Annotated in this window: 20 protein-coding genes; 15 read left to right on the top strand and 5 right to left on the bottom strand. The window is 73.0% G+C overall.

The genetic code is table 11. The annotated features are described in order from the left end of the window. Positions 1-34 precede the first annotated feature (34 nt). Together ETD83_RS03315 and ETD83_RS03310 are read left to right on the top strand one after the other, a co-directional pair. Complete coding sequence (locus tag ETD83_RS03315; protein ID WP_138643531.1) at positions 35-793, top strand: ATP-binding cassette domain-containing protein; 759 nt, start codon at positions 35-37, stop codon at positions 791-793. After that, positions 793-2,019 carry an ROK family transcriptional regulator gene (locus tag ETD83_RS03310; protein WP_138643553.1) on the top strand — a complete coding sequence of 409 codons (1,227 nt, stop codon included), beginning with the start codon at positions 793-795 and terminating at the stop codon, positions 2,017-2,019. Before ETD83_RS03315 ends, ETD83_RS03310 begins: the two co-directional genes overlap by 1 nt. Here the strand turns inward: ETD83_RS03310 and ETD83_RS03305 are convergent, their stop codons facing one another. Next, complete coding sequence (locus ETD83_RS03305; RefSeq protein ID WP_138643530.1) at positions 2,020-3,159, bottom strand: lysylphosphatidylglycerol synthase transmembrane domain-containing protein; 1,140 nt, start codon at positions 3,157-3,159, stop codon at positions 2,020-2,022. It lies immediately after the preceding gene. Positions 3,160-3,386: 227 nt separating this feature from the next. Between ETD83_RS03305 and ETD83_RS03300 the strand changes: the two genes are divergently transcribed. After that, complete coding sequence (locus ETD83_RS03300) at positions 3,387-4,781, top strand: hypothetical protein (protein ID WP_138643529.1); 1,395 nt, start codon at positions 3,387-3,389, stop codon at positions 4,779-4,781. A gap of 45 nt (positions 4,782-4,826) precedes the next feature. Here ETD83_RS03300 and ETD83_RS03295 read toward each other — a convergent pair whose 3' ends face one another. Beyond that, entirely contained in the window at positions 4,827-5,096 is a 270-nt protein-coding gene (locus tag ETD83_RS03295; RefSeq protein WP_138643528.1) for a hypothetical protein, read from the bottom strand. Between the two features lie 125 nt (positions 5,097-5,221). Between ETD83_RS03295 and ETD83_RS03290 the strand changes: the two genes are divergently transcribed. Then, a complete protein-coding gene (locus tag ETD83_RS03290; RefSeq protein ID WP_138643527.1) occupies positions 5,222-5,923 on the top strand; it encodes an HAD family hydrolase in 702 nt (233 codons plus the stop codon). Positions 5,924-5,935: 12 nt separating this feature from the next. On the opposite strand, the gene ETD83_RS03285 is transcribed toward ETD83_RS03290, so the two are convergent. From ETD83_RS03285 to ETD83_RS44195, 3 genes are all read right to left on the bottom strand, one after another. Then, entirely contained in the window at positions 5,936-6,994 is a 1,059-nt protein-coding gene (locus ETD83_RS03285) for a TRM11 family SAM-dependent methyltransferase (RefSeq protein ID WP_138643526.1), read from the bottom strand. Positions 6,995-7,093: 99 nt separating this feature from the next. After that, entirely contained in the window at positions 7,094-7,441 is a 348-nt protein-coding gene (locus ETD83_RS03280; RefSeq protein ID WP_138643525.1) for a hypothetical protein, read from the bottom strand. A gap of 86 nt (positions 7,442-7,527) precedes the next feature. Then, positions 7,528-8,556, bottom strand: a complete 1,029-nt coding sequence (locus ETD83_RS44195; protein WP_230420645.1) for a ferritin-like domain-containing protein — start codon at positions 8,554-8,556, stop codon at positions 7,528-7,530. Positions 8,557-8,785: 229 nt separating this feature from the next. Between ETD83_RS44195 and rimP the strand changes: the two genes are divergently transcribed. The 11 genes from rimP to rpsO all read left to right on the top strand — a co-directional run bounded on the left by rimP (position 8,786) and on the right by rpsO (position 19,996). Beyond that, positions 8,786-9,472, top strand: a complete 687-nt coding sequence (rimP, locus tag ETD83_RS03270; protein WP_138643524.1) for a ribosome maturation factor RimP — start codon at positions 8,786-8,788, stop codon at positions 9,470-9,472. Positions 9,473-9,497: 25 nt separating this feature from the next. Beyond that, positions 9,498-10,583 (top strand): transcription termination factor NusA, encoded by a 1,086-nt coding sequence (nusA, locus tag ETD83_RS03265; protein WP_138643551.1) that lies wholly within the window; start codon positions 9,498-9,500, stop codon positions 10,581-10,583. After that, the gene (locus ETD83_RS03260; RefSeq protein WP_329602673.1) at positions 10,549-10,872 is read left to right on the top strand and encodes a YlxR family protein; all 324 of its coding nucleotides are present in this window, start codon (positions 10,549-10,551) and stop codon (positions 10,870-10,872) included. The genes nusA and ETD83_RS03260 overlap by 35 nt, the downstream gene beginning before the upstream one ends. 133 nt (positions 10,873-11,005) lie before the next feature. Next, entirely contained in the window at positions 11,006-14,104 is a 3,099-nt protein-coding gene (infB, locus tag ETD83_RS03255; RefSeq protein WP_138643522.1) for a translation initiation factor IF-2, read from the top strand. Between the two features lie 231 nt (positions 14,105-14,335). Beyond that, positions 14,336-14,632, top strand: coding sequence for a DUF503 domain-containing protein (locus ETD83_RS03250; RefSeq protein ID WP_138643550.1), 297 nt, complete (start codon positions 14,336-14,338; stop codon positions 14,630-14,632). Between the two features lie 175 nt (positions 14,633-14,807). After that, the gene (rbfA, locus tag ETD83_RS03245) at positions 14,808-15,338 is read left to right on the top strand and encodes a 30S ribosome-binding factor RbfA (protein WP_138643521.1); all 531 of its coding nucleotides are present in this window, start codon (positions 14,808-14,810) and stop codon (positions 15,336-15,338) included. Then, a complete protein-coding gene (locus ETD83_RS03240; RefSeq protein WP_230420643.1) occupies positions 15,335-16,741 on the top strand; it encodes a DHH family phosphoesterase in 1,407 nt (468 codons plus the stop codon). The genes rbfA and ETD83_RS03240 overlap by 4 nt, the downstream gene beginning before the upstream one ends. A gap of 14 nt (positions 16,742-16,755) precedes the next feature. Next, the gene (truB, locus tag ETD83_RS03235; RefSeq protein WP_138643520.1) at positions 16,756-17,628 is read left to right on the top strand and encodes a tRNA pseudouridine(55) synthase TruB; all 873 of its coding nucleotides are present in this window, start codon (positions 16,756-16,758) and stop codon (positions 17,626-17,628) included. A gap of 121 nt (positions 17,629-17,749) precedes the next feature. Further along, positions 17,750-18,418, top strand: a complete 669-nt coding sequence (gene trhA / locus ETD83_RS03230; protein ID WP_138643519.1) for a PAQR family membrane homeostasis protein TrhA — start codon at positions 17,750-17,752, stop codon at positions 18,416-18,418. A gap of 149 nt (positions 18,419-18,567) precedes the next feature. Further along, positions 18,568-19,512, top strand: coding sequence for a bifunctional riboflavin kinase/FAD synthetase (locus tag ETD83_RS03225; protein WP_205717469.1), 945 nt, complete (start codon positions 18,568-18,570; stop codon positions 19,510-19,512). A gap of 214 nt (positions 19,513-19,726) precedes the next feature. Beyond that, positions 19,727-19,996 carry a 30S ribosomal protein S15 gene (gene rpsO / locus ETD83_RS03220; protein ID WP_067884254.1) on the top strand — a complete coding sequence of 90 codons (270 nt, stop codon included), beginning with the start codon at positions 19,727-19,729 and terminating at the stop codon, positions 19,994-19,996. Positions 19,997-20,237: the final 241 nt, after the last annotated feature.

Below are 20,237 nucleotides of genomic sequence, written 5' to 3'. Positions count from 1 at the left end.
GCGCGGCGGCGCGGCACGGTGGGAGCCTCTCGGCATGTCAGTGACGCCAGCACTGGATCTGCGCGGCATCGGCAAGAGCTACGGTTCCGTGAAGGTCCTGGACGACGTCGCGTTCTCCGCGTATCCGGGCGAGGTCACCGCGCTCGTCGGCGACAACGGCGCCGGCAAGACGACCCTGGTCAAGTGCATCGGCGGCATCCACCCGTTCGACACGGGCGAGTACCGCTTCGAGGGCCGCCCGGTACGGGTCGGCAGCCCCCGCGACGCCACCCGGCTCGGGATCGAGATCGTCCACCAGGACCTCGCGCTCTGCGAGAACCTCGACATCGTCGAGAACCTCTTCCTCGGCCGGGAGCGGCGCCGCGGCCTCGCGCTCGACGAGGACACGATGGAGGAGATGGCCCGCACGACGCTGTCGGGCCTCTCCGTCCGGACGATGGGCTCGGTCCGGCGGCGGATCTCGACGCTGTCGGGCGGGCAGCGGCAGACCGTCGCGATCGCCCGCGCCGTCCTGTGGGACAGCAAGGTCGTCGTGCTGGACGAGCCCGCCGCCGCGCTCGGCGTCGCGCAGACCCAGCAGGTGCTGGAGATCGTCCGGCGGCTCGCCGACCGGGGCCTCGCCGTCGTGCTGATCTCGCACAACATGAACGACGTCTTCGCGGTCTCCGACCGGATCGCCGCGCTGTACCTCGGCCGGATGGTCGCCCAGGTCAGCACCGCCGACGTCACGCACCGGCAGGTCGTGGAGCTGATCACCTCGGGGACCAGCGGCGAGCCGGGAAAGCGCCGATGATGAAGGGCGGCCCGTCACAAGAGGACATCCGGCGGCACAACCTCGGGACGCTGCTGCGCTTCGTCCACCTGCGCGGGCCCGCGTCCCGGGCGACGCTCGCCGAGTCCCTGGGCCTGAACCGCAGCACGATCATGGCGCTGACCGCCGACCTCACCGCCGCCGGGCTCGTCCGCGAGGAGCTGCCGCGCGGCCCCGGACGGCGCGCCGGGCGCCCGTCCCTGGTCGTCCGGCCCGAGTCCACCCGCGTCTACGTCCTCGCGTTCGAGGTCGGCGTCGACCGGCTCGTCGTCGCGCGGGTGGGGCTCGGGGGCATCGTGCTGGACCGCCGCGAGGGCGTCCGGTCCCGCGACTCCGACCCCGCCGACCTGATCGGCGTGCTGGTCGCCGGGGCCCGCTCGCTCGTCCGCAAGGCCGAGCGAGGAGCCGTCTGCGTCGGCGCCGCCGTCGGGTTCCCCGGGACCGTCCGGCGCTCCGACGACACCATCATGTTCGGCCCCAACCTCGACGTCGGCGACCTGCGGCTCGGCGACCTGCTGTCGCGCCGCCTCGGCCTCGGCATCCCCGTCTCCGTCTGCAACGACGCCAACCTCGGCGCGCTCGCCGAACACGAGCGCGGCGCGGGCGTCAACTCCGACAACCTGATCTACCTGCACGGCGACGTCGGCGTCGGCGGCGGCATCATCGCGCACGGCCGGCTGCTCACCGGGGACGAGGGCTACGGCGGCGAGATCGGCCACATGATCGTCAACCCGGGCGGGCGGCCCTGCGCCTGCGGTTCCAAGGGCTGCCTGGAGGCCGAGGTGGGGGAGCGGACGCTCCTCGCGCACGCCGGCCGCGAGGAGATCCCGGGCCAGCCGGGCCGCGACGCCGTCCGCGACATCGTGGCGTCCGCCGACGCGGGCGACATCGTCGCGCGCGAGGCGCTGCAGCGCGTCGGCACCTGGCTGGGCTTCGGCGTCGCCAACCTCGTCAACATCTTCAACCCCGGCCTCATCGTCTTCGGCGGGACGCTCCGCGACATCTACCTGGGCGCCGCCGCACAGATCCGCAGCGTCCTGGCCACCGGCGCCTTGGCCGCCTCCCGCGAAAAGGTGAAACTCCGCACCGCCGCCCTGGGCGACGACACCACCCTGGTGGGCGCCGCCGAGTTCGCCTTCGCCGAGGTCCTGGCCGACCCTCTCCAGGTCCTGGCCCGCCTCAAGGCCCCTGAAGACAGCCCCGTCTGATCAGGGGCGGCGGGCCTCGGTGCGGGCGTGCGGGTGGACGGCGGCGCCCGGCGCGACGAGGGCGACGGACGCCAGGCCGTCCAGGAACAGGCGTCCGGTACCGGCCAGGAGCGTCCTGACCCGGGACGGGATGCGCGGGCCCTCGTGGAGGGCGGCCCACGCGGCCCAGCCGACCGCGACGACGGCCCAGTAGGACACGACCCGGTAGAGCCCGACCGCCGCGGCGGCGGGCGACAGCGCGGCGCCCAGCGCGACCAGCGAGGCGGCCATGCTGCCCTCGATCGCGCCGAGACCGCCGGGCAGCAGCGGCAGCAGGCTGCCCGCCGCCTGTGCCGCGAAGTAGGCGAGGGCGACGCCGTCCGGGGCGGCGTCGATGCCGACCGCCTGCGCCGCCGACAGCAGCGCCAGGATGTCGAACACCCAGTTCAGCACGGAGAGCGTGATCAGCGCGGCCCAGTCGCGGCGGGTCGGGCGCAGGCTGTGCGGGACGTCCGCCAGCCGCGCGGCGTGCGGGGCGATCCCGGGGTGGGCGATCACGGCCCGGCAGGCCCGCCGGATCGGCGCGGTGATCAGGGCGCGCGACGGCCGCCAGAGGAGGGCGGGGACGAGCAGCGCCACCGGCACCAGCGGAGCGGCGAGGACGGCCGGCGCCGGGCCATGGGCGTGCGACGCGGCCAGCAGCGCGAGCAGGCCGATCAGCGAGTAGGCCGTCGTGGTGATCACGCCGCCGGCCACGATCACGGCCGTGGCGAGCTGCGCCGACGCCCCGCCGCGGCGGAACTGCCGGAACGTGTAGACGACGCTCACCGCCGGACCGGCCGGCAGCGTGGTGGACAGCGCGTTCCCCGCGTAGGTGATCGCGAATGCGCGCCGCAGCGACATCCGCAGGCCGCCGATGCGCAGCAGCCGGCGCTGGAGCCGCGCGAACGCGCCCATCGAGCCCGCCACTCCCAGGACGACCAGGGCGAGCCAGCCCGGGTCCGCGTGCCTCGCCGCCGTCCAGACGGCGCCGAGGTCGGGAAGCTCGTCCCGGTAGAGCGGAAGGGTCGCGAGCGCGGCGACGACCAGCCCCCACTGGACGAGCACGCCCGCCCGCCGCCACGGCGGACGCTTCGGCGGTGCGGCGACCGTGTCGTGCATATTCCGGTCACCTCCGCAAATCCGCCTATTTTGGCGCAGCCTAGGCCCGAACCATGACATTCCCCGCGCGGTACGACCGCGAATCGCGGGGTAGCCATCGCCTCGCCCATCACAGGGACGCGGCCGGCGGACCATGGGAACCTCTCGGGATGTTCTGACAGATGATCAATGAGTGCCTAGGCTCTCCGTTCTGTCCTAATTTCTGCCCGTCTCCCGGAAAGGTCACCATGTACACCCCCCGGACGACGACCATGATCGGCCTCGGAGGCGGCGCCGTCCTCGCCGTCGCCGCGGCCGTGGCGCTGCCGTTCGGCACCCCGCGGACGGTGGCGATCTCGCCCGCCGCCGCGGCGGCCGCCGCCGGCGACACCGCGCCGCTCCCCGGAGTCTCGTTCACCATGAAGTCCGCGCCCGTGTCGGCGGAGGCCCTGCGGCAGCTCGACGCCATGGCCGCGAACCCCGACCGCGGCATGACGCGCCGGCCGAACCTCGCCGCCGCCGCGTCCGGCGCCCGCAACGGCCTGAGCTGGAAGAGCGAATGCGGCTCCAACGACGCCGTCGAGGCCGTCGACGCCAAGGTGACGCTCGGCGCGTGGTGTTTCGACAACGGTGACAAGAGCTCCCCGTACTGGATCCCGCAGGGCGTCGCCATCAGCCGCACCGAGCAGCTCGACGGCGTCGTTCTCAGCTGGTACCACCGGCACAAGGAGGGCGACGACTGGGTGACGGACGGGTCGCGCATCACGGTGGGGACCCGTCCGCGCGTCCAGGCCAAGGGCGCCTACCAGCCCGTCACGCTGGTGATCCCCACGGCCACCGCCGACGGGAGGCTCGCGTTCAAGGACGTCTCACCCGCCGCGCCGCCGACCGGATCGGTCACCACCAAGGGCGTCGCGGAGGCCAAGCAGCACCAGGGCGGCACCGCGCTCGCGGGCGACTTCCTCTACACGGCCAGCACGTCCGGGCTGCGGGTGTACGACATCCGGCGCACCTACCAGGTGGCCACCGGCGAGAACATCCTCGGCGTGGGCGACGACGGCAGGTTCTACGCCCACAACGAGAAGTACGCGCTGTTCCAGACGGCCGCGTTCAGCCCCGAGAACGCGGGCTCCTGCCCCGCCTGGGACAAGGCGCCGAGCGCGCAGGACGAGGACCTGTGCTTCAGCACGGTCACCTACGACCCGACCACCTCGCCGAAGAGCCTGCTCACCGCCGAGTTCAAGACCGCGGGCGGGGTGACGTCCGCGCGGCCCATGCGCGTGGTCCGGTGGCCCCTCAACGCGGACGGGTCGCTCAAGACCGACGCGTCCGGACGGGTGACGTCCTCGGTCGTGTACGGCACGAACCTCACGAAGGTGCAGGGCGCCTCCGGTTACCACAGCGGGACGGGCGACACGATCTACTACAACACGTCCAACGGCGCCTCTCCCGGCTCCATCTACAGCGACCGCGACGGGGACGGCAACGCGCCGTTCAAGCAGGTCGGGCCGATCGGCGGGGAGTCCCTCGCCTTCGACCCCTATCCGGAAGGCGACCGCGTCTGGGGCGTCACCGAGCGCCCCGGCCAGCGGATGCTGTACTGGATCTATCGCAAGGAAATGCAGAAGCCCGGCATGCCCTAGCCGACCCGGACCGGTCCGGACGGCGCCTCGGGCGGCGCCCCGCGTTCAGGGTCTCCGTGTGGGGTTCACGGCGTCGGACTCGGCGGGCGTGTCCGGATGGGGCCGCTCGTCGTCGTCCTCCCGGGCCGCCTGCCGCTCGTACTCGGTGATGCTCAGCCCGTCCCTGCTCTGCCGGGGCTCCTCGATCTCGAACTCCTCGGGCGGGTCGGTGACGTACTCCTCCGTCAGGCCGATCTGCTCGTCCTGGGTGTCGTCGCCCATATCGTCGATGTCGTCGCGGAAGTCCCTGGCCTCACCGGGCTTGCGCGCCCTCATGGCTCCTCCGGTCCGTGTCGGTTTCCGCTGATCGGGCCGGTATCCCCGCTGACGGCCGCCCTACTCCCGGAACATCGCGTTCGGGAGTGATCGTCCATGCCGCGCGGATGGTTACGATCCGGAGCATGGGCGTACAAGCTGTGATCTTCGACTGGGGCGGCACGCTGACCCCCTGGCACGACATCGAACTGGCCGACATGTGGCGCGCGATCTGCACCGCCCACCTCCCCCCGGACGACGTCGAGAAGGCCGCCGCCGCACTCGCCGACGCCGAGCTGGCGCTCTCGCGCCGCGGCGACCGGGAGCACCGCAGCGCCACCCTCGCCGAGGTCTTCGAGATCGCCGGCGTCGAGCCCACCGAGGCGCTCCTCGCCACCCACTTCGAGACCTGGACGCCGCACACCCACACCGACCCCGCCGTCCCCGGCCTGTTCCACGCCCTTCGCGACCGCGGCATCAGCGTCGGCGTCCTGTCCAACACCATCTGGTCGCGCGACCTGCACGAGCGGATCTTCGCCCGCGACGACGTCCTGCACCTGCTCGACGGCGCCGTCTACTCCAGCGAGATCCCCTGGACGAAACCGCACGCCGAGGCGTTCCGCGCCGCCATGGACGCCGTCGGCGCCACCGATCCCGCCTCCTGCGTCTACGTCGGCGACCGCCCCTACGACGACATCCACGGCGCCAGGTCGGCCGGGCTGCGCGCCGTCCAGATCCGGCACCAGACCACCCACGCCTTCGAACGTCCCGGCCTCACCCCGCCCGACGCCCTCATCCACGACCTGACCGAGCTGCTCCCGCACATCGAACGCTGGCACGCTCCATGACCGGGAAGATGATCAAGGCTTGCGGGCGGTGATGAGGTCGCGGGTGATGGCCTGGTCGACGCGGTGGCGGAAGCCGAGGTAGGCGTCGGAGTCCTGGACGTCCAGGCCGTTGGACGTGAGCACGTCCGCGAGCTCCTCACGGCGCCCCACGAACGTGTTCCACGAGATGCCGATGGCACCGCCGGAGCGCAGGAGACGGACCCATCCGGGAACGGCGGCCGTGAGGAGCTCGACCGGGTTGCGCGACAGCTGCGGCTTGCCCCTCCGCCCCGGCTGCCCGCCCTTGGGACGGCTCCCGTGCTGGACGCCGTACGGCGCGTCGGTCACGATCAGGTCGAACGACCCGGGCCGGAAGAACTTCCCGGCGTCGACGGAATCGGCGTTCACGACGGTGATCTCCATCGTCTCGCCGCTCTTGTAGCGCTCCTTGGACGCGCCCAGCGTCACGTGCAGGCGGCGTCCGAGGACGGCCTTCTCACGGCGGATATTGGCGACCTCGGCCTGGTGCTTGACCCGGTTGTTCTTCAGCCAGGTCTTGATGAAGGCCGCGTAGGCGTCGAAGTCCTTGCCGTCGATGTCGATCCCGGCGGCGTCCAGGCCGTACATCATGGCCTGGTTGAGGGTCGTGCCGCGGCCGCACATGGGGTCGAGGACGCGCGGACGGCCGGTGACCAGGTCCATGGGGGAGTCGGTCGCCATCGCGGTGACGTTCAGCAGCAGCTTGGTGAAGTACTCGTTCGTCTTGCCCGAGTACTTCTGGATGGTGAGCAGATCGCTGCCGAACAGGTCGAGCGGCTGGAGCGGGACGGGACGGAGGAGCTCGTCCTCGATCTGGAAGAGCGCGTACAGCGACGACAGGTTCGACAGGAGGCGGACGTCCTGTTCCGTCAGCCCGTCGGCGGAGAACGTCACGTACGGGACGCCGCCGATCGCGGTCTCCCGGACGTCGCGGACGCGCCCGCCGAGCGCCCGCTCGCTGAACACCGTCAGCTCCGCCTTCACCAGCGCGGCGGCGGCCTGGGCGTAGACCCGGTTGTGCGAGTGGGAGACGAGAAGGCCGTACGCGGTCATTCGCCCGACCCTACAGCCTCGCCCCGGACGGCGGAGACCGCCGGGAACGGCGTTCCCGGCGGTCTCCGACGGCCCTTGCGGGGGCCGTTCCTCCCGTGGTCAGGCGGCTCGGGCCGGACGCTCTCCAGCCTCTTCGGAACCGGCGGACGCGGTGGACGTGGTCGATGTGGCGGATGCGGGAGCGGACGCGGCGGGAAGGGCCCGCCGCGCCGGGGCCTTCGGAGCCTCCACGGCCGGAAGGTCCGGCAGGTGCCGCGCGGCGGCGTTCAGCAGCTCGTGGACGCGGCTCTTCAGGCTGGCGAGGTCGGCCCGGGCCACGTCGGCCTGGGCCTGGGCCCTGCGCGCCTGGCGGCGGGCGGCGTCGCGCTCGGTGGCGAGCTGGGTCAGCTGTTCGTGGTAGGCGGCCCGGAGCTCGTCGAGGGCGCTTCCCTCAGGAATGGCGGTCATGCCGGTCTGGACTCCTCCCCCGAGTCATCCCCATGTAAAGGGACTAACGCGATAAATCGGGCGGTTCGTTCCCACCGTGCGGAAGATCACTCACCCGATTCGGAGCGCGGGGAGAGCGCCGTGGACGGCAGCCCCGGGAACGCGTCCCCCAGCCCGGCCGCGCCCGACCTGCTGCGCCAGGCCGTCGACCGCGCCATGGCCCGCTGCGCGCCGTCGGCGGCGAAGGCGCGCAGGTCGGGGGAGGAGACGCCGACGAGACCGACATAGGCGGGAACAAGGTCGTCCTCCAGCGCCGCCGCGAGCTGAGCCGCGCTGCGCGCCGAGGTGACCTTGACCGGCAGCTCGTAGACGGGCGCCGCGGCGACCGGCGTGCCGGACAGAAGCGAGATCAGCGCGTCACGCTGGGCCCGGTGGGCGTTCCAGACGGCCTTCGCGGTCTGCCGGAGCGGCCCCTGCAGCCGGGCCCCGAGCACCCCGTACCCGTACACCGCCGCATGCTCGGCGGCCAGCGCCGTCTGGACGGCCTCGGCGCCGGACTTCGACCGGACCCGCGGGACCTGCCCCTTCACCCGCATGGCATGGCCCGCCTCGCACGCGCCGATGCTTGCCAGCAGCTGTGCCAGGCCCGGGGCGGCCTTGGCGGCCTCGGACCTGCGCTCCTCCGCGGCGCGCTCCTCCGCCGCCCGCAACACCACGAGGACCCCGCCGCCCCGGGGGACGGGCAAGGCGCTCGGAGGCGGAATGGTGCCGCCCTCACCGGCCCGGTCGCCCGACCCCGGAACGTAATGGCGCTTCAGGACGGCGAGATGCTCCCGGTGATGGGCCAGGACGGGATCCAGCCGTCCGGCCAGCGACGTGTTCACGGACCGCGCCGCCTCATAGGTGGCGATCAGGTTCTGCTCGGACGCGATCGCGCCCGCCAGCGTCGGCACGTCCTCGCGCGGCGCCGCCGCCTCCGCCGCGCAGCCCGCGAGCCACGGCAGCACGAGCGCGCCCCCGCCCAGCGCGGCCCCCCGGCCCAGCAGCGCACGGCGCGACAGCGATCCGGGCGGGCGCGACAGCGATCCGGACGGGTGCGCCAGGGCTTCCGGCGGGCGCGGGACGGCCTCTGGCAAGGGAGTCTCCTCACCCGGTGGAGTGGTGGCGGCGGCCCTCAGCGGCCCGGGGCCCGGGACTCGTCCATCGGGCCTGCTCAAGCATTCCATATCCGCCGCGCCGGTGAGCCGAACGAAAAACCGCTGCGGTCCCCGGCTGTCGATAGTCTTGAGGTGTCACGGTACGAGCGGCGAGATCCGCGATCGCAGGCGGCGCACTTCGCAGGCGGCACAACAGGAGGAGGGTCCCATGAGCGTCGAGTCCCACGGTGGCCGCGCTCAAGGGGGGCGCGACCAGGGCGGCCGCGACGGCGCCCCGGCGCGCCAGGGGCGTCCGGCGCGCGCCGACGCCGCCGAGCTGACCAGGCTGCTCGCGCCCGCGGTGGGCGAGGCGGGCTTCGACCTGGAGGAGGTCGACGTGCGGCCCGCCGGCCGGCGCCGCCTCGTGCGCGTCGTCGTGGACGGCGACCACGGCGTCGGCCTCGACGACATCGCCGCGATCAGCGAGACGGCCTCCGAGCTGCTCGACTCCGCCGATGTCATGGGGACCTCGCCGTACGTGCTGGAGGTGACCTCCCCGGGCGTCGACCGCCCCCTCACCGAGCCGCGGCACTGGCGCCGTGCCGTCGGCCGGCTGGTCGTCGCCCCGCTGACCGAGGGAGGCCAGATCGAGGGCCGCGTGGTCGCGGCCGACGGCGAGGCCGTGGAGATCGACGTCGTCCAGAAGCGCCGGAACAAGGGAGCCGGGGCCAAGGGCGGCAGGTCCGCTGGGCCGAAGCCGGCCGGGTCGAGACCGGCCGGGCCGAAGGCCGCCGGGACGGAGACCGTCCGGCGCCGGTTCGGCCTGGGCGAGCTGGGGCGCGGCCGCGTGCAGGTGGAGTTCAAACACCCTGCGGGCACGGCCGAGGGAACGCGTTCTCCGGCTGAGCCGGACTAGAGGGGGGAACCTCGTGGACATCGACATGACCGCCCTGCGGGGCCTGGAGAGCGAGAAGGACATCTCGCTCGACGTGGCCGTCAAGGCCATCGAAGACGCTCTGCTGATCGCCTACCACCGGACGGAGGGCGCGGCGCCGAAGGCGCGCGTCGAACTGGACCGCCAGAGCGGGCACGTCACCGTGTGGGCGACCGAGACCGACGAGGACGGCGAGGCCGTCGGAGAGTACGACGACACCCCGACGGGGTTCGGGCGCATCGCGGCCACCACCGCCAAGCAGGTCATCCTGCAGCGCCTCCGCGACGCCGAGGACGAGCTGACCTTCGGCGAGTACGCCGGGCGCGAGGGCGACATCGTCAGCGGCATCATCCAGCAGGGCAAGGACCCGCGGAACGTGCTGGTCGACCTCGGCAAGATCGAGGCCGTCCTGCCGCCGCAGGAGCAGGTGCCCGGCGAGCAGTACGACCACGGCGAGCGGCTGCGCGCCTACGTCGTGCAGGTCCGCAAGGGCCACCGCGGCCCGTCGATCCAGCTCTCCCGGACGCACCCGAACCTCGTGCGCAAGCTGTTCGCGCTGGAGGTCCCGGAGATCGCGGACGGCACCGTGGAGATCGCCGCGATCGCCCGCGAGGCCGGCCACCGCACCAAGATCGCGGTGCGTTCCCGCAAGGCCGGGGTGAACGCCAAGGGCGCCTGCATCGGCCCGCTCGGCAGCCGGGTCCGCAACGTGATGGCCGAGCTGCACGGCGAGAAGATCGACATCGTGGACTGGTCCGAGGACCCTGCGGAGTTCGTCGGGAATGCGCTGTCCCCCGCACGGGTTTCCCATGTCGAGGTGGTCGACGCCGACGCCCGGGTCGCCCGGGTGATCGTGCCCGACTACCAGCTGTCCCTGGCGATCGGCAAGGAGGGCCAGAACGCCCGGCTCGCCGCCCGGCTCACCGGCTGGCGGATCGACATCAGGTCCGACACCGAGCCCGAGCAGGCGGCCCCTCCGGGGCCGCCGGCCACCTCCGGGGAAACGGCCTCCAAGGCGGCCGAACCCGGCGAATCTGGATCTTCTACGCCAGGAGCCCATGCGACCGGCCCCGCCGACGCGTCGGCGCGGTAGACTCATGGCACGTGGCCGAGCGGCCCCTGTCCGCACGTGTGTGGGCTGTCGGGTTCGTTCGGTCAAGTCCGACTTGCTGCGCCTGGTGGTGGTCGAGGGCGTCATCGTCCCCGATCCGCGTGGGCGGCTGCCGGGACGGGGCGCGCATCTGCACCCCGATCCCGGTTGTCTCGAGCTCGCAGAGCGACGTCGGGCGTTCCCGAGGGCGTTCCGCCTTCCGGGCCCGCTCGACGCCGGTGCGCTGCGGGCCCGGCTTGCGGCACGCGCCGCGCAGCAGCAGGATGGCTGAAAGGCCGAAGGTAAGCGACGTCTAGTCGGAAGCAGGTCGAGATTGCTATGAGCGCTCGATGAGCACGCCGCGATGAGTACGGCAAGTTAGCGACGGTCCGGAGGCCGCACCCCCGGACCGAGTAGGGAGTGCAGTGGCGAAGGTCCGGGTGTACGAACTCGCCAAGGAGTTCGGTGTCGAGAGCAAGGTCGTCATGGCCAAGCTCCAGGAAATGGGCGAGTTCGTAAGGTCGGCGTCCTCCACGATCGAGGCGCCGGTCGTACGCAGGCTGACAGAAGCCTTCTCAAATTCGTCGTCCTCCAAGCAGGGGGACAAGCGGGGCGCCCCGAAGCGTTCTTCGGGTCCGCGTCCCGCCGGGCCGCGTCCGGGATCGTCCGGCGGCCCCTCCGATTCTCAGGGCACGCGGCAGCAGGGCCCTCGGCCCGCCGCGCCGCGTCCGTCCACTCCCAAGCCGGCCCCGGGCACACCGGGCGGCGGCCAGGGTGGTCAGGGCGGCCCCGGCGGTGGTCAGGGTGGCGGTCAGGGTGGTCAGGGCGGCCCCGGCGGCGGCCCGAGGCCGGGCCCGCCGCGTCCGGCCGTCCCGCCGGTGCCGAGCACGCCGGTGGACGCGCCCGCGGCGCAGGGCCCGAGTGCCCCGCCCGCGTCCGGTCAGTCCGGTCCCGGTGGTCCCGGTGGTCCCGGTGGTCCCGGTGGTCCCGGTGGTTCCGGCGGCGCCGGGACCCGTGCGCCGGGCGGCCCGAAGCCGGGTCCCCGCGCGCCGAAGCCGGGCCCGCGTCCCGGCCCCCGGCAGGGCGGTGGAGGCGGCCGCGGTCCGGGTGGGCCGCGTCCGGGCAACAACCCCTTCAGCTCGAACGCCAGCGGCATGGGCCAGTCGCCCAAGCCGGGTCCGCGTCCCGGGCCGCGCCAGGCCGGTGGTGACCGTCCCGGCGGCGGCGCTCCGGGCGGCCAGCGTCCCGGTGGGCCGCGTCCAGGCGGCCCGGCCGGCGCCGGCGGCCCGCGTCCGAGCCCCGGAAGCATGCCGCCCCGTCCGGGCGGTCCGCGTCCGAGCCCGATGAACATGCCGTCCTCGCGGCCGTCCGGTGGCGGAGCCCCCGGGCGCGGCGGACCGGGCGGTGGCGGCGGTGGCCGTGGCCCCGGCGGCGGTGGCCGCGGTCCGGGCGGCGGCGGTCGCGGTCCCGGTGGCGGCGGCCGTCCCGGTGGCGGCTTCGGCGGTCCCCGCACGGGCGCCGGTGGCGGCGGCGGTGGCGGCGGACGTCCGGGCTTCGGCGGTCCCCGCCCAGGCGGCGGCGGCCGTGGTCGCGGCGGCACGCAGGGCGCCTTCGGCCGTCCCGGCGGGCGTCCCGCACGCGGGCGCAAGTCGAAGCGGGCGCGCCGTCAGGAGTTCGAGAACATGCAGGCGCCCGCCGTCGGCGGCGTCTCCGCTCCGCGCGGCAACGGCAAGACCATCCGGCTGCCGCAGGGCGCGTCCCTGACCGACTTCGCCGAGAAGATCGGCGCCAACCCGGCGTCGCTCGTCGCGATCATGATGCATCTCGGCAAGATGGTCACCGCGACCCAGTCCGTCGACCCCGACGACCTGATGGCGCTCGGGCTCGAACTGGACTTCGACATCCAGGTCGTCAGCCCCGAGGACGAGGACCGCGAGCTCCTTGAGTCGTTCGACATCGAGTACGGCGAGGACGAGGGCGGCGAGGAGAACCTCCAGTCCCGTCCGCCGGTGGTCACCGTCATGGGTCACGTCGACCACGGCAAGACCAAGCTGCTGGACGCCGTCCGCAGCGCCAACGTGCAGGCGGGCGAGGCCGGCGGCATCACCCAGCACATCGGTGCCTACCAGGTCGAGACCGAGGTCGACGGCGAAGAGCGCAAGATCACCTTCATCGACACCCCGGGCCACGAGGCGTTCACCGCCATGCGCGCCCGCGGTGCCGACACCACCGACCTGGTGGTGCTGGTGGTCGCCGCGGACGACGGCGTCAAGCCGCAGACCACCGAGGCGATCGACCACGCCACCGCGGCGGGGGTCCCGATCGTCGTCGCGGTCAACAAGATCGACGTCGAGGGCGCCGACCCGAACAAGGTGCGCGCGCAGCTCACCGAGTACGGCCTGGTCGCCGAGGAGTTCGGCGGTTCCACCCAGTTCGTCGACGTGTCCGCCAAGCAGCGGCTCAACATCGACGGGCTGCTGGAGGCGATCGTCCTGACCGCCGACGCCGAGCTCGACCTGAAGGCCAACCCCGACATGCCCGCCCAGGGCTCGGCCATCGAGGCCCACCTGGACAAGGGCCGGGGCGCCGTGGCGACCGTGCTGGTGCAGCGCGGCACGCTCAAGGTCGGCGACTCGATCGTCTGCGGCGTGGCGCACGGCCGCGTCCGGGCGATGCTCGACGAGAACTTCGAGAACGTCACGGAGGCGGGGCCGTCCCGTCCGGTGCAGGTGCTCGGCCTCGCGGCCGTGCCCGGCGCGGGCGACAACTTCCTCGTCGTCGAGGACGACCGGGTCGCCCGGCAGATCGCCGACAAGCGGGTCGCGCGCAAGCGCAACGCCGAACTGCTCAAGAGCCGCAAGAGCAGCTCCCTCGAAGAGCTGTTCAAGGACCTCGAGCGCGGCGAGCGGCAGGAGCTGCTGCTCATCCTCAAGGGCGACGTGTCCGGTTCCGTCGAGGCGCTGGAGGACTCCCTCCTCAAGATCGACGTGGGCGAGGAGGTCAACCTGCGGATCATCCGCCGCGGCGTCGGCGCGATCACGCAGGACGACGTCAACCTCTCGCTGGCGTCCGAGGGCGCGGTCATCATCGGCTTCAACGTGCGGCCGGAGCGCAACGCGCAGGAGCTGGCCGACCGCGAGGGCGTCGACATCCGGTACTACTCGATCATCTACCAGGCGATCGAGGAGATCGAGGCGGCCCTCAAGGGCATGCTCAAGCCGGAGTTCGAGGAGGTCCAGCTCGGCACCGCCGAGATCCGCGAGATCTTCAAGGTGCCGCGGATCGGCAGCGTCGCCGGCTCGATGGTCACCTCGGGGGTCATCCAGCGCAACGCCAAGGCCCGCCTCGTCCGCGACGGCGTCGTGGTCTCCGACAACCTCACGGTGTCGTCGCTGCGCCGCTTCAAGGACGACGCCACCGAGGTCCGCGAGGGCTTCGAGTGCGGTATCGGCGTGGGCTACAACGACATCAAGCTCGGAGATGTCATCGAGTGCTTCGAGATGCGGGAGAAGCCCCGCGACTGAGGCTCGCGATCGGGGCGAGGGGACGTCCGTGCGGACGTCCCCTCGCCCCGCTCATCGCCGGCGGCTCCGGCAACGGGCGATGTGATCGTTCAATCGGTGACACGGCGCCAGGCGGATCTTCTAGCCTGGCGTCTGTCATGTCCGGCCCGTCCCGCTTCGGGGTTGCGGCCGGGAACACGGCGGGTGACCACCGTCGTTCCATCTTCTGAAGATCCCGAGGTGATCGACCAGGTGTACGTGGGTGCGCTGACGCTCGACCTGCTGCTGGGGGACGTCCGCTCGCTGAAGCAGAAGCGGTCCGTCCTGCGGCCGCTCCTCGCCGAGGTGCACAAGCACTTCCCCGGGGTGGCGGTGGCCGAGACCGGCGGCAACGACCTGTACCGCAGGGCGGAGATCGGGGTCGCGGTGGTGTCCGGCACCGCCGCGAACTGCACCCAGGTGCTCGACCGGTGCGAACGGTTCGTGGCCGGACGCCCGGAGATCGAGCTGCTGTCCGCGCGGCAGCGGCTCTTCACCGACGACGACTGACCGGCGTCTGGAATGGAGCGCCAGCGGAATGGAAGGCGACGGCGGTCGTCCCGGGGGTGCGGGGGGCGTCCCCCGCAAATGACACGACGAGGACTGACTGCGCCGAAACGGAGCGCGGGCCAGGTCATCGTTAGACCATGGAAGGGTCGTCAGACCATAGAAAGGGAGTGCGATCATGGTGGACGCAGCTCGGGCGCGCAAGCTCGCCGACCGCATCCAGCAGATCGTGGCCGAGATGCTAGAGAGGCGGATCAAGGATCCGCGGCTCGGCTTCGTGACCGTGACGGACACCCGCATCACCAACGACCTGCGCGACGCGACCGTCTACTACACGGTCTACGGGTCGGACGGCGAACGCGCCGAGACCGCCGCCGCGCTGGAGAGCGCCAAGGGCGTCATCCGGTCCGAGGTGGGCAGGAAGACCGGGGTCCGGCACACGCCCAGCATCACCTTCGTCATGGACTCCCTGATGGAGAACGCGGCGCACATCGACGACCTGCTCGCGAAGGCCCGCGCCAAGGACGCCGAGGTGGCGAAGGCCGCGCAGGACGCGTCCCCGGCCGGTGACGCGAACCCGTACCGCGAGAACGCCCCCGACGAGGACGAGGACCTCGACGAGGACGACGCGGACGACGACGCGGACTTCGACGGGCACGACGCCGCGGGGGACGGTGAGGACGGCCGTTCCGGACGCCCGCCGTCGTGAACGGACCGGAGGGGCGCGCGGAGGCGCCGGGCGCCGGCTGGAGCGAGGAATGGCTGCTGCACGACGAGGGCGGGCATTCCGCGAACGGCCATGACGTCATCCCGCGTGGCGGCGCCGTCGCCGCCAGGCCCACCACCCCGGCAGAACCGCCCGAGCCCACCGTCCCGCCGCTGCCCGCGGAGCCGCCCACGCCCGCCGCGCAACCGCTGCTGGCTGAGCTGACCACGTCCGCCGAGTCGCCCGCGGCCGCCGGATCACCCACGGCCGCCGGGCAACCGGGGCTCGTCGAACCGCCTGCGTCCGTAGGGGTGCCCGCAGCGGTCGGATCGCCGGTCGCCGTCGGATCGCCGGTCGCCGTCGGATCGCCGGTCGTCGCCGAACCGCTCGTGTCCGATGGGGCGGCCGGTGCGTTCGGGGAGCTGGACTGGGAACGGGCCGTCGCGCTGATCGACGCGGCGGAAGAGGTGTGCCTCGCCTGCCACGTGGCGCCGGACGGGGACGCGCTCGGCTCGATGCTGGCGCTCGCACAGGCCCTGCGCGCGATGGGCAAGCGGTGCCTGGCGTCCTTCGGGGAGCCGTTCACCGTGCCCGCGATCCTGCGGTTCCTGCCCGGCCAGGAGCTGCTGGTCGAGCCCGCGCGGATGCCCGCCGCGCCGGAGCTGATGATCTCGCTGGACGCGGCCGGGCAGGCGCGGCTCGGCGCCCTCGCCGGAGCCGCCGGACGGGCCGGGGCGCTGATCGTGGTCGACCATCACGCGTCCAACACCGGGTTCGGCGGGGTGCGCCTCGTCGACCCGGACGCCGCCGCCACGGCGGTGCTGGTCGAGGAGCTGATCCGCAGGCTCGGCGTCCCGCTCGACCGGGACATCGCGCAGGGGCTGTACGCCGGGCTGGCGAGCGACACCGGCTCGTTCAAGTACCCGTGCACGACGCCCGAGGTCCACGACCTGGCGGGACGGCTGCTGACGGCGGGCGTCCGGCCGGAGGCGGTCAGCCGCGAGCTGTGGGACCGGGCGCCGTTCGGCTACCTGCAGGTCCTCGCGGGCGCGCTGGCGCGGGCCCGGCTGGAACGCGACGCGGCGGGCGGCCGCGGCCTGGTCTGGACGACGATCGCCCGCTCCGACCGGGACGCCCGCGACGTCGACTACGACCAGCTCGAAGGCGTCATCGACCAGCTCAGGCGCACCGACGAGGCCGAGGTCGCGGTCGTGTGCAAGGAGAACGACCGGGGCGAGTGGTACGTGTCCACCCGCTCGAAGGGCTCGGTCGACGTCGGCCGCGCCTGCGTCGAGCTCGGCGGCGGCGGGCACCGCACGGCCGCCGCGTTCACCATGGGCGGCGAGCCCGCCTGGATCATCGACCGGCTGCGCGGCGCGCTGCGCGTCCCCGGCGACACCGACTGACCTTCGGAGCGGGTGTGGAGAACTCGGGACTCGTCATCGTGGACAAGCCGTCCGGCTGGACGTCGCACGACGTCGTCGGCCGGATGCGGCGGCTCGCGCGGACCCGGCGCGTCGGGCACGCGGGCACGCTCGACCCGATGGCGACCGGCGTGCTGGTCCTCGGGGTCGGCAAGGCCACCCGCCTCCTCGGGCATCTGGCGCTGACGGAGAAGGGGTACGACGCCACGATCCGGCTGGGCGTGTCGACCAACACCGACGACGCCGAGGGCGAGGTCACCGCGACCGCGTCCGCCGCGTCCGTGCCGGACGCGGCGCTGCGCGCGGGCATAGCGGCGCTGACCGGGCCGATCCAGCAGGTCCCGCCGCAGGTCAGCGCCATCAAGGTGAACGGCGAGCGGGCCTACAAGATGGCGCGCAAGGGCGAGGAGGTCGAGCTCGCGGCCCGTCCGGTGACCGTGCGCGACTTCGCGGTTCTGGACGTCCGGCGGCACGACGACGTGATCGACGTGGACGCGTCCATCGCGTGCTCGTCCGGTACCTACATCCGCGCGCTCGCCCGCGACCTCGGCGCGTCCCTCGGCTGCGGCGGCCATCTGACGGCGCTGCGCCGCACCCGCGTCGGCCCGTACGACCTCGGCATGGCGCGGACGCTCGACCAGCTCGCCGGGGAGCTGGAGATCCTGCCGATGGGCGAGGCGGTCGCCGCGGTGTTCCCGCGCCGGGACGTGTCGGACGACGACGCCCGCAAGGTCGCGCACGGCGGGCGCCTCAAGGCGGCCGGGCTGGGCCCGGGCCCGGTCGGCGTCTTCGCGCCCGACGGGTCGCTGCTGGCGCTCGTCGAGGAGCACGGGGACGTCGCCAAGCCGCTCGCCGTGTTCACCTCCTGATCAGCGAAGTGGCCTGGACAGGACGCACCGCCGGTGGCGATCATCACCGGAGGGAAGCGGTGCATTCCAACCTACGGTCACGTAACCTACGATTCCGTAGGTTGTTGCTGAGGAGGTGTCGATGACCACCGTGAACGACAGCGCCCCGGTGGCGTCCCCGACCCGTCCGCGGCTGCGCGGGTGGCTGCACATCGGAGCCTTCCCCGCGGTGCTCGTCGCGGGGCTGGTGCTGGTCGCGCTCGGCCCGAGCACGCAGGCGCGGCTCGCGTCGGCGATCTACGTGGCGGCCTCGGGGATGCTGTTCGGGATCTCGGGGACCTACCACCGGCAGACCTCGCACCGGCTGCTGGAGGTCCTGCGCCGTTTCGACCACGCCAACATCTACCTGATCATCGCGGGGACGTACACGCCGTTCGCCGTCCTCGCGCTGGACGGCGGCGTCCGCGTCGCCGTCCTCGCCCTCGTCTGGACGGGCGCCATCGCCGGCGTCGTCTTCCGGACCGCCTGGATCGGCGCGCCGCGCGCCCTCTACGTGACCCTCTACATCGTCCTCGGCTGGGTGGCGGTGTTCTTCCTGCCGCAGTTCCTGGACGGGGCGGGCCTCGCCGCCTGCCTCATGGTCGCGATCGGAGGGGTCTGCTACAGCGTCGGCGGCGTGGTGTACGGGCTGCGCCGCCCCGATCCGTCGCCGCGCTGGTTCGGATTCCACGAGGTCTTCCACGCCTGCACGCTCGCCGCCTACATCCTCCAGTACATCGCCGTCTCCCTGGTCGTCTACCAGTCCGGGTGAGCCCGCCCGGCGGGAAACCGGCCCGCGCGAACCCGGTCCGCGTGAACCCGGGTGCCACCCCGGCGGCCCGCGCATGGCACTCTTAGGACGGCAGCAAAAACCGGGCGGCCACACGACCGGGCAGGCACGTCCTACGCAGGGAGAGCATGGTGCGGCGCTGGAATGGCCTCGACGAGGTTCCCGAGGACTGGGGCCGCTCGGTGGTCACCATCGGGGTGTTCGACGGCGTTCACCGCGGCCACCAGCGGATCGTCGGCAGGGCGGCCGAGGAGGCCCGCCGCCGCGGCCTGCGGTCCGTGGTGATCACGTTCGACCCGCACCCGGACGAGGTCGTCCGGCCCGGCACCCATCCGCCCCTGCTCGCCAGCACCGGGCGCCGGATCGAGCTGCTGGAGGGGCTCGGCACCGACGCGGTCGTCGTCGTGCCGTTCACGCTGGGGCTGTCGAAGGTGCCGCCGGACGAGTTCGTCCAGTCGGTCCTGGTCGACCGGCTGCACGCGGCCCACGTCATCGTCGGCGAGGACTTCCGGTTCGGGCACAAGGCCAAGGGCGACGTGGCGCTGCTGCGGGAGCTGGGGGAGAAGTACGACTTCACCACCGAGGGCATGCCGCTGGTGGCGAACGGCGACACGATCTCGTCCACCTACATCCGCGGGCGGCTCGACGCGGGCGACGTCGAGGAGGCGGCGCGGGCGCTCGGCCGTCCGCACCGCGTCGAGGGCGTCGTCGTGCGCGGCCACATGCGCGGCCGGGCGCTCGGCTTCCCCACCGCCAACCTGGAGACGCTGCCGCACACCGCGATCCCCGCCGACGGCGTGTACGCGGGCTGGCTGGTCTGCGACTCCGGGCGCTATCCCGCCTTCCGCTGGCCGGCGGCGATCTCCATCGGCACGAACCCGACGTTCGAGGGCGCGGGGGAGCGGACCGTCGAGGCGTACGCGCTGGACCGCGACGACCTGGACCTGTACGGCGAGCACATGGCCGCCGACTTCGACGCCCGCATCCGCGACACGCTGAAGTTCGACTCGGTCGAGGCGCTGGTCGAGGAGATGCACCGGGACGTGGCCCGGGCCCGCGAGATCACATCCGGGTAGAACCACACGAAAAGTGCGTACCCTACGACAACGGGGCTTTCCGCTTCGTGACCGGGTGGCTTTCCGGCATGGTACGGTGAATAGTCGCCGGGAAGGGCCCCGGCGCGGCTGGCTGCACCCTCATGCGGCCCGCCACCCTCTTAAAACGCACCATGCGGACCCGCGCGCTCACCAGGCCCGGATCTGCGGGTGACGATCGCATCGAAGGAGCCACGTGTCGCTCGACACCGCCACCAAGAACAAGATCATCTCGGAGTACGCGACCACTGAGGGTGACACCGGATCCCCGGAGGTCCAGGTCGCGCTGCTCACGCGTCGGATCAACGATCTGACCGAGCACCTCAAGGAGCACAAGCACGACCACCACAGCCGCCGCGGCCTCCTGCTGCTGGTCGGCCGTCGTCGCCGGCTCCTGAAGTACCTCTCCAACAAGGACATCAACCGCTACCGGCAGCTGATCGAGCGACTCGGCCTGCGCCGCTAGGACGGTGAGGGAGTGGCCCGCCGGGCCGCTCCCTTCCTTTTTGGGCCCGATGGCCGGACGGGGCGCGACGCCTCGTCCGGACGCGCCCGGAGCCCGCCCAATGGGGTCCGCCCGCACAGGCGGGGCCCCGCCGGACGGGCCGGGCACCCGGCGCATATCGGCCGCCCGCTCACCCCGTACGGGGCGCGGGCGGGCCGCGAAAACTTCAGACAAGCCTCGCGGACACCGCTGGTGCGGGCCG

This window comes from Actinomadura soli (genome assembly GCF_005889715.1).
In the GTDB taxonomy this organism is placed as follows: domain Bacteria; phylum Actinomycetota; class Actinomycetes; order Streptosporangiales; family Streptosporangiaceae; genus Spirillospora; species Spirillospora soli.
This window is presented reverse-complemented; position numbering and strand designations above follow the sequence as displayed.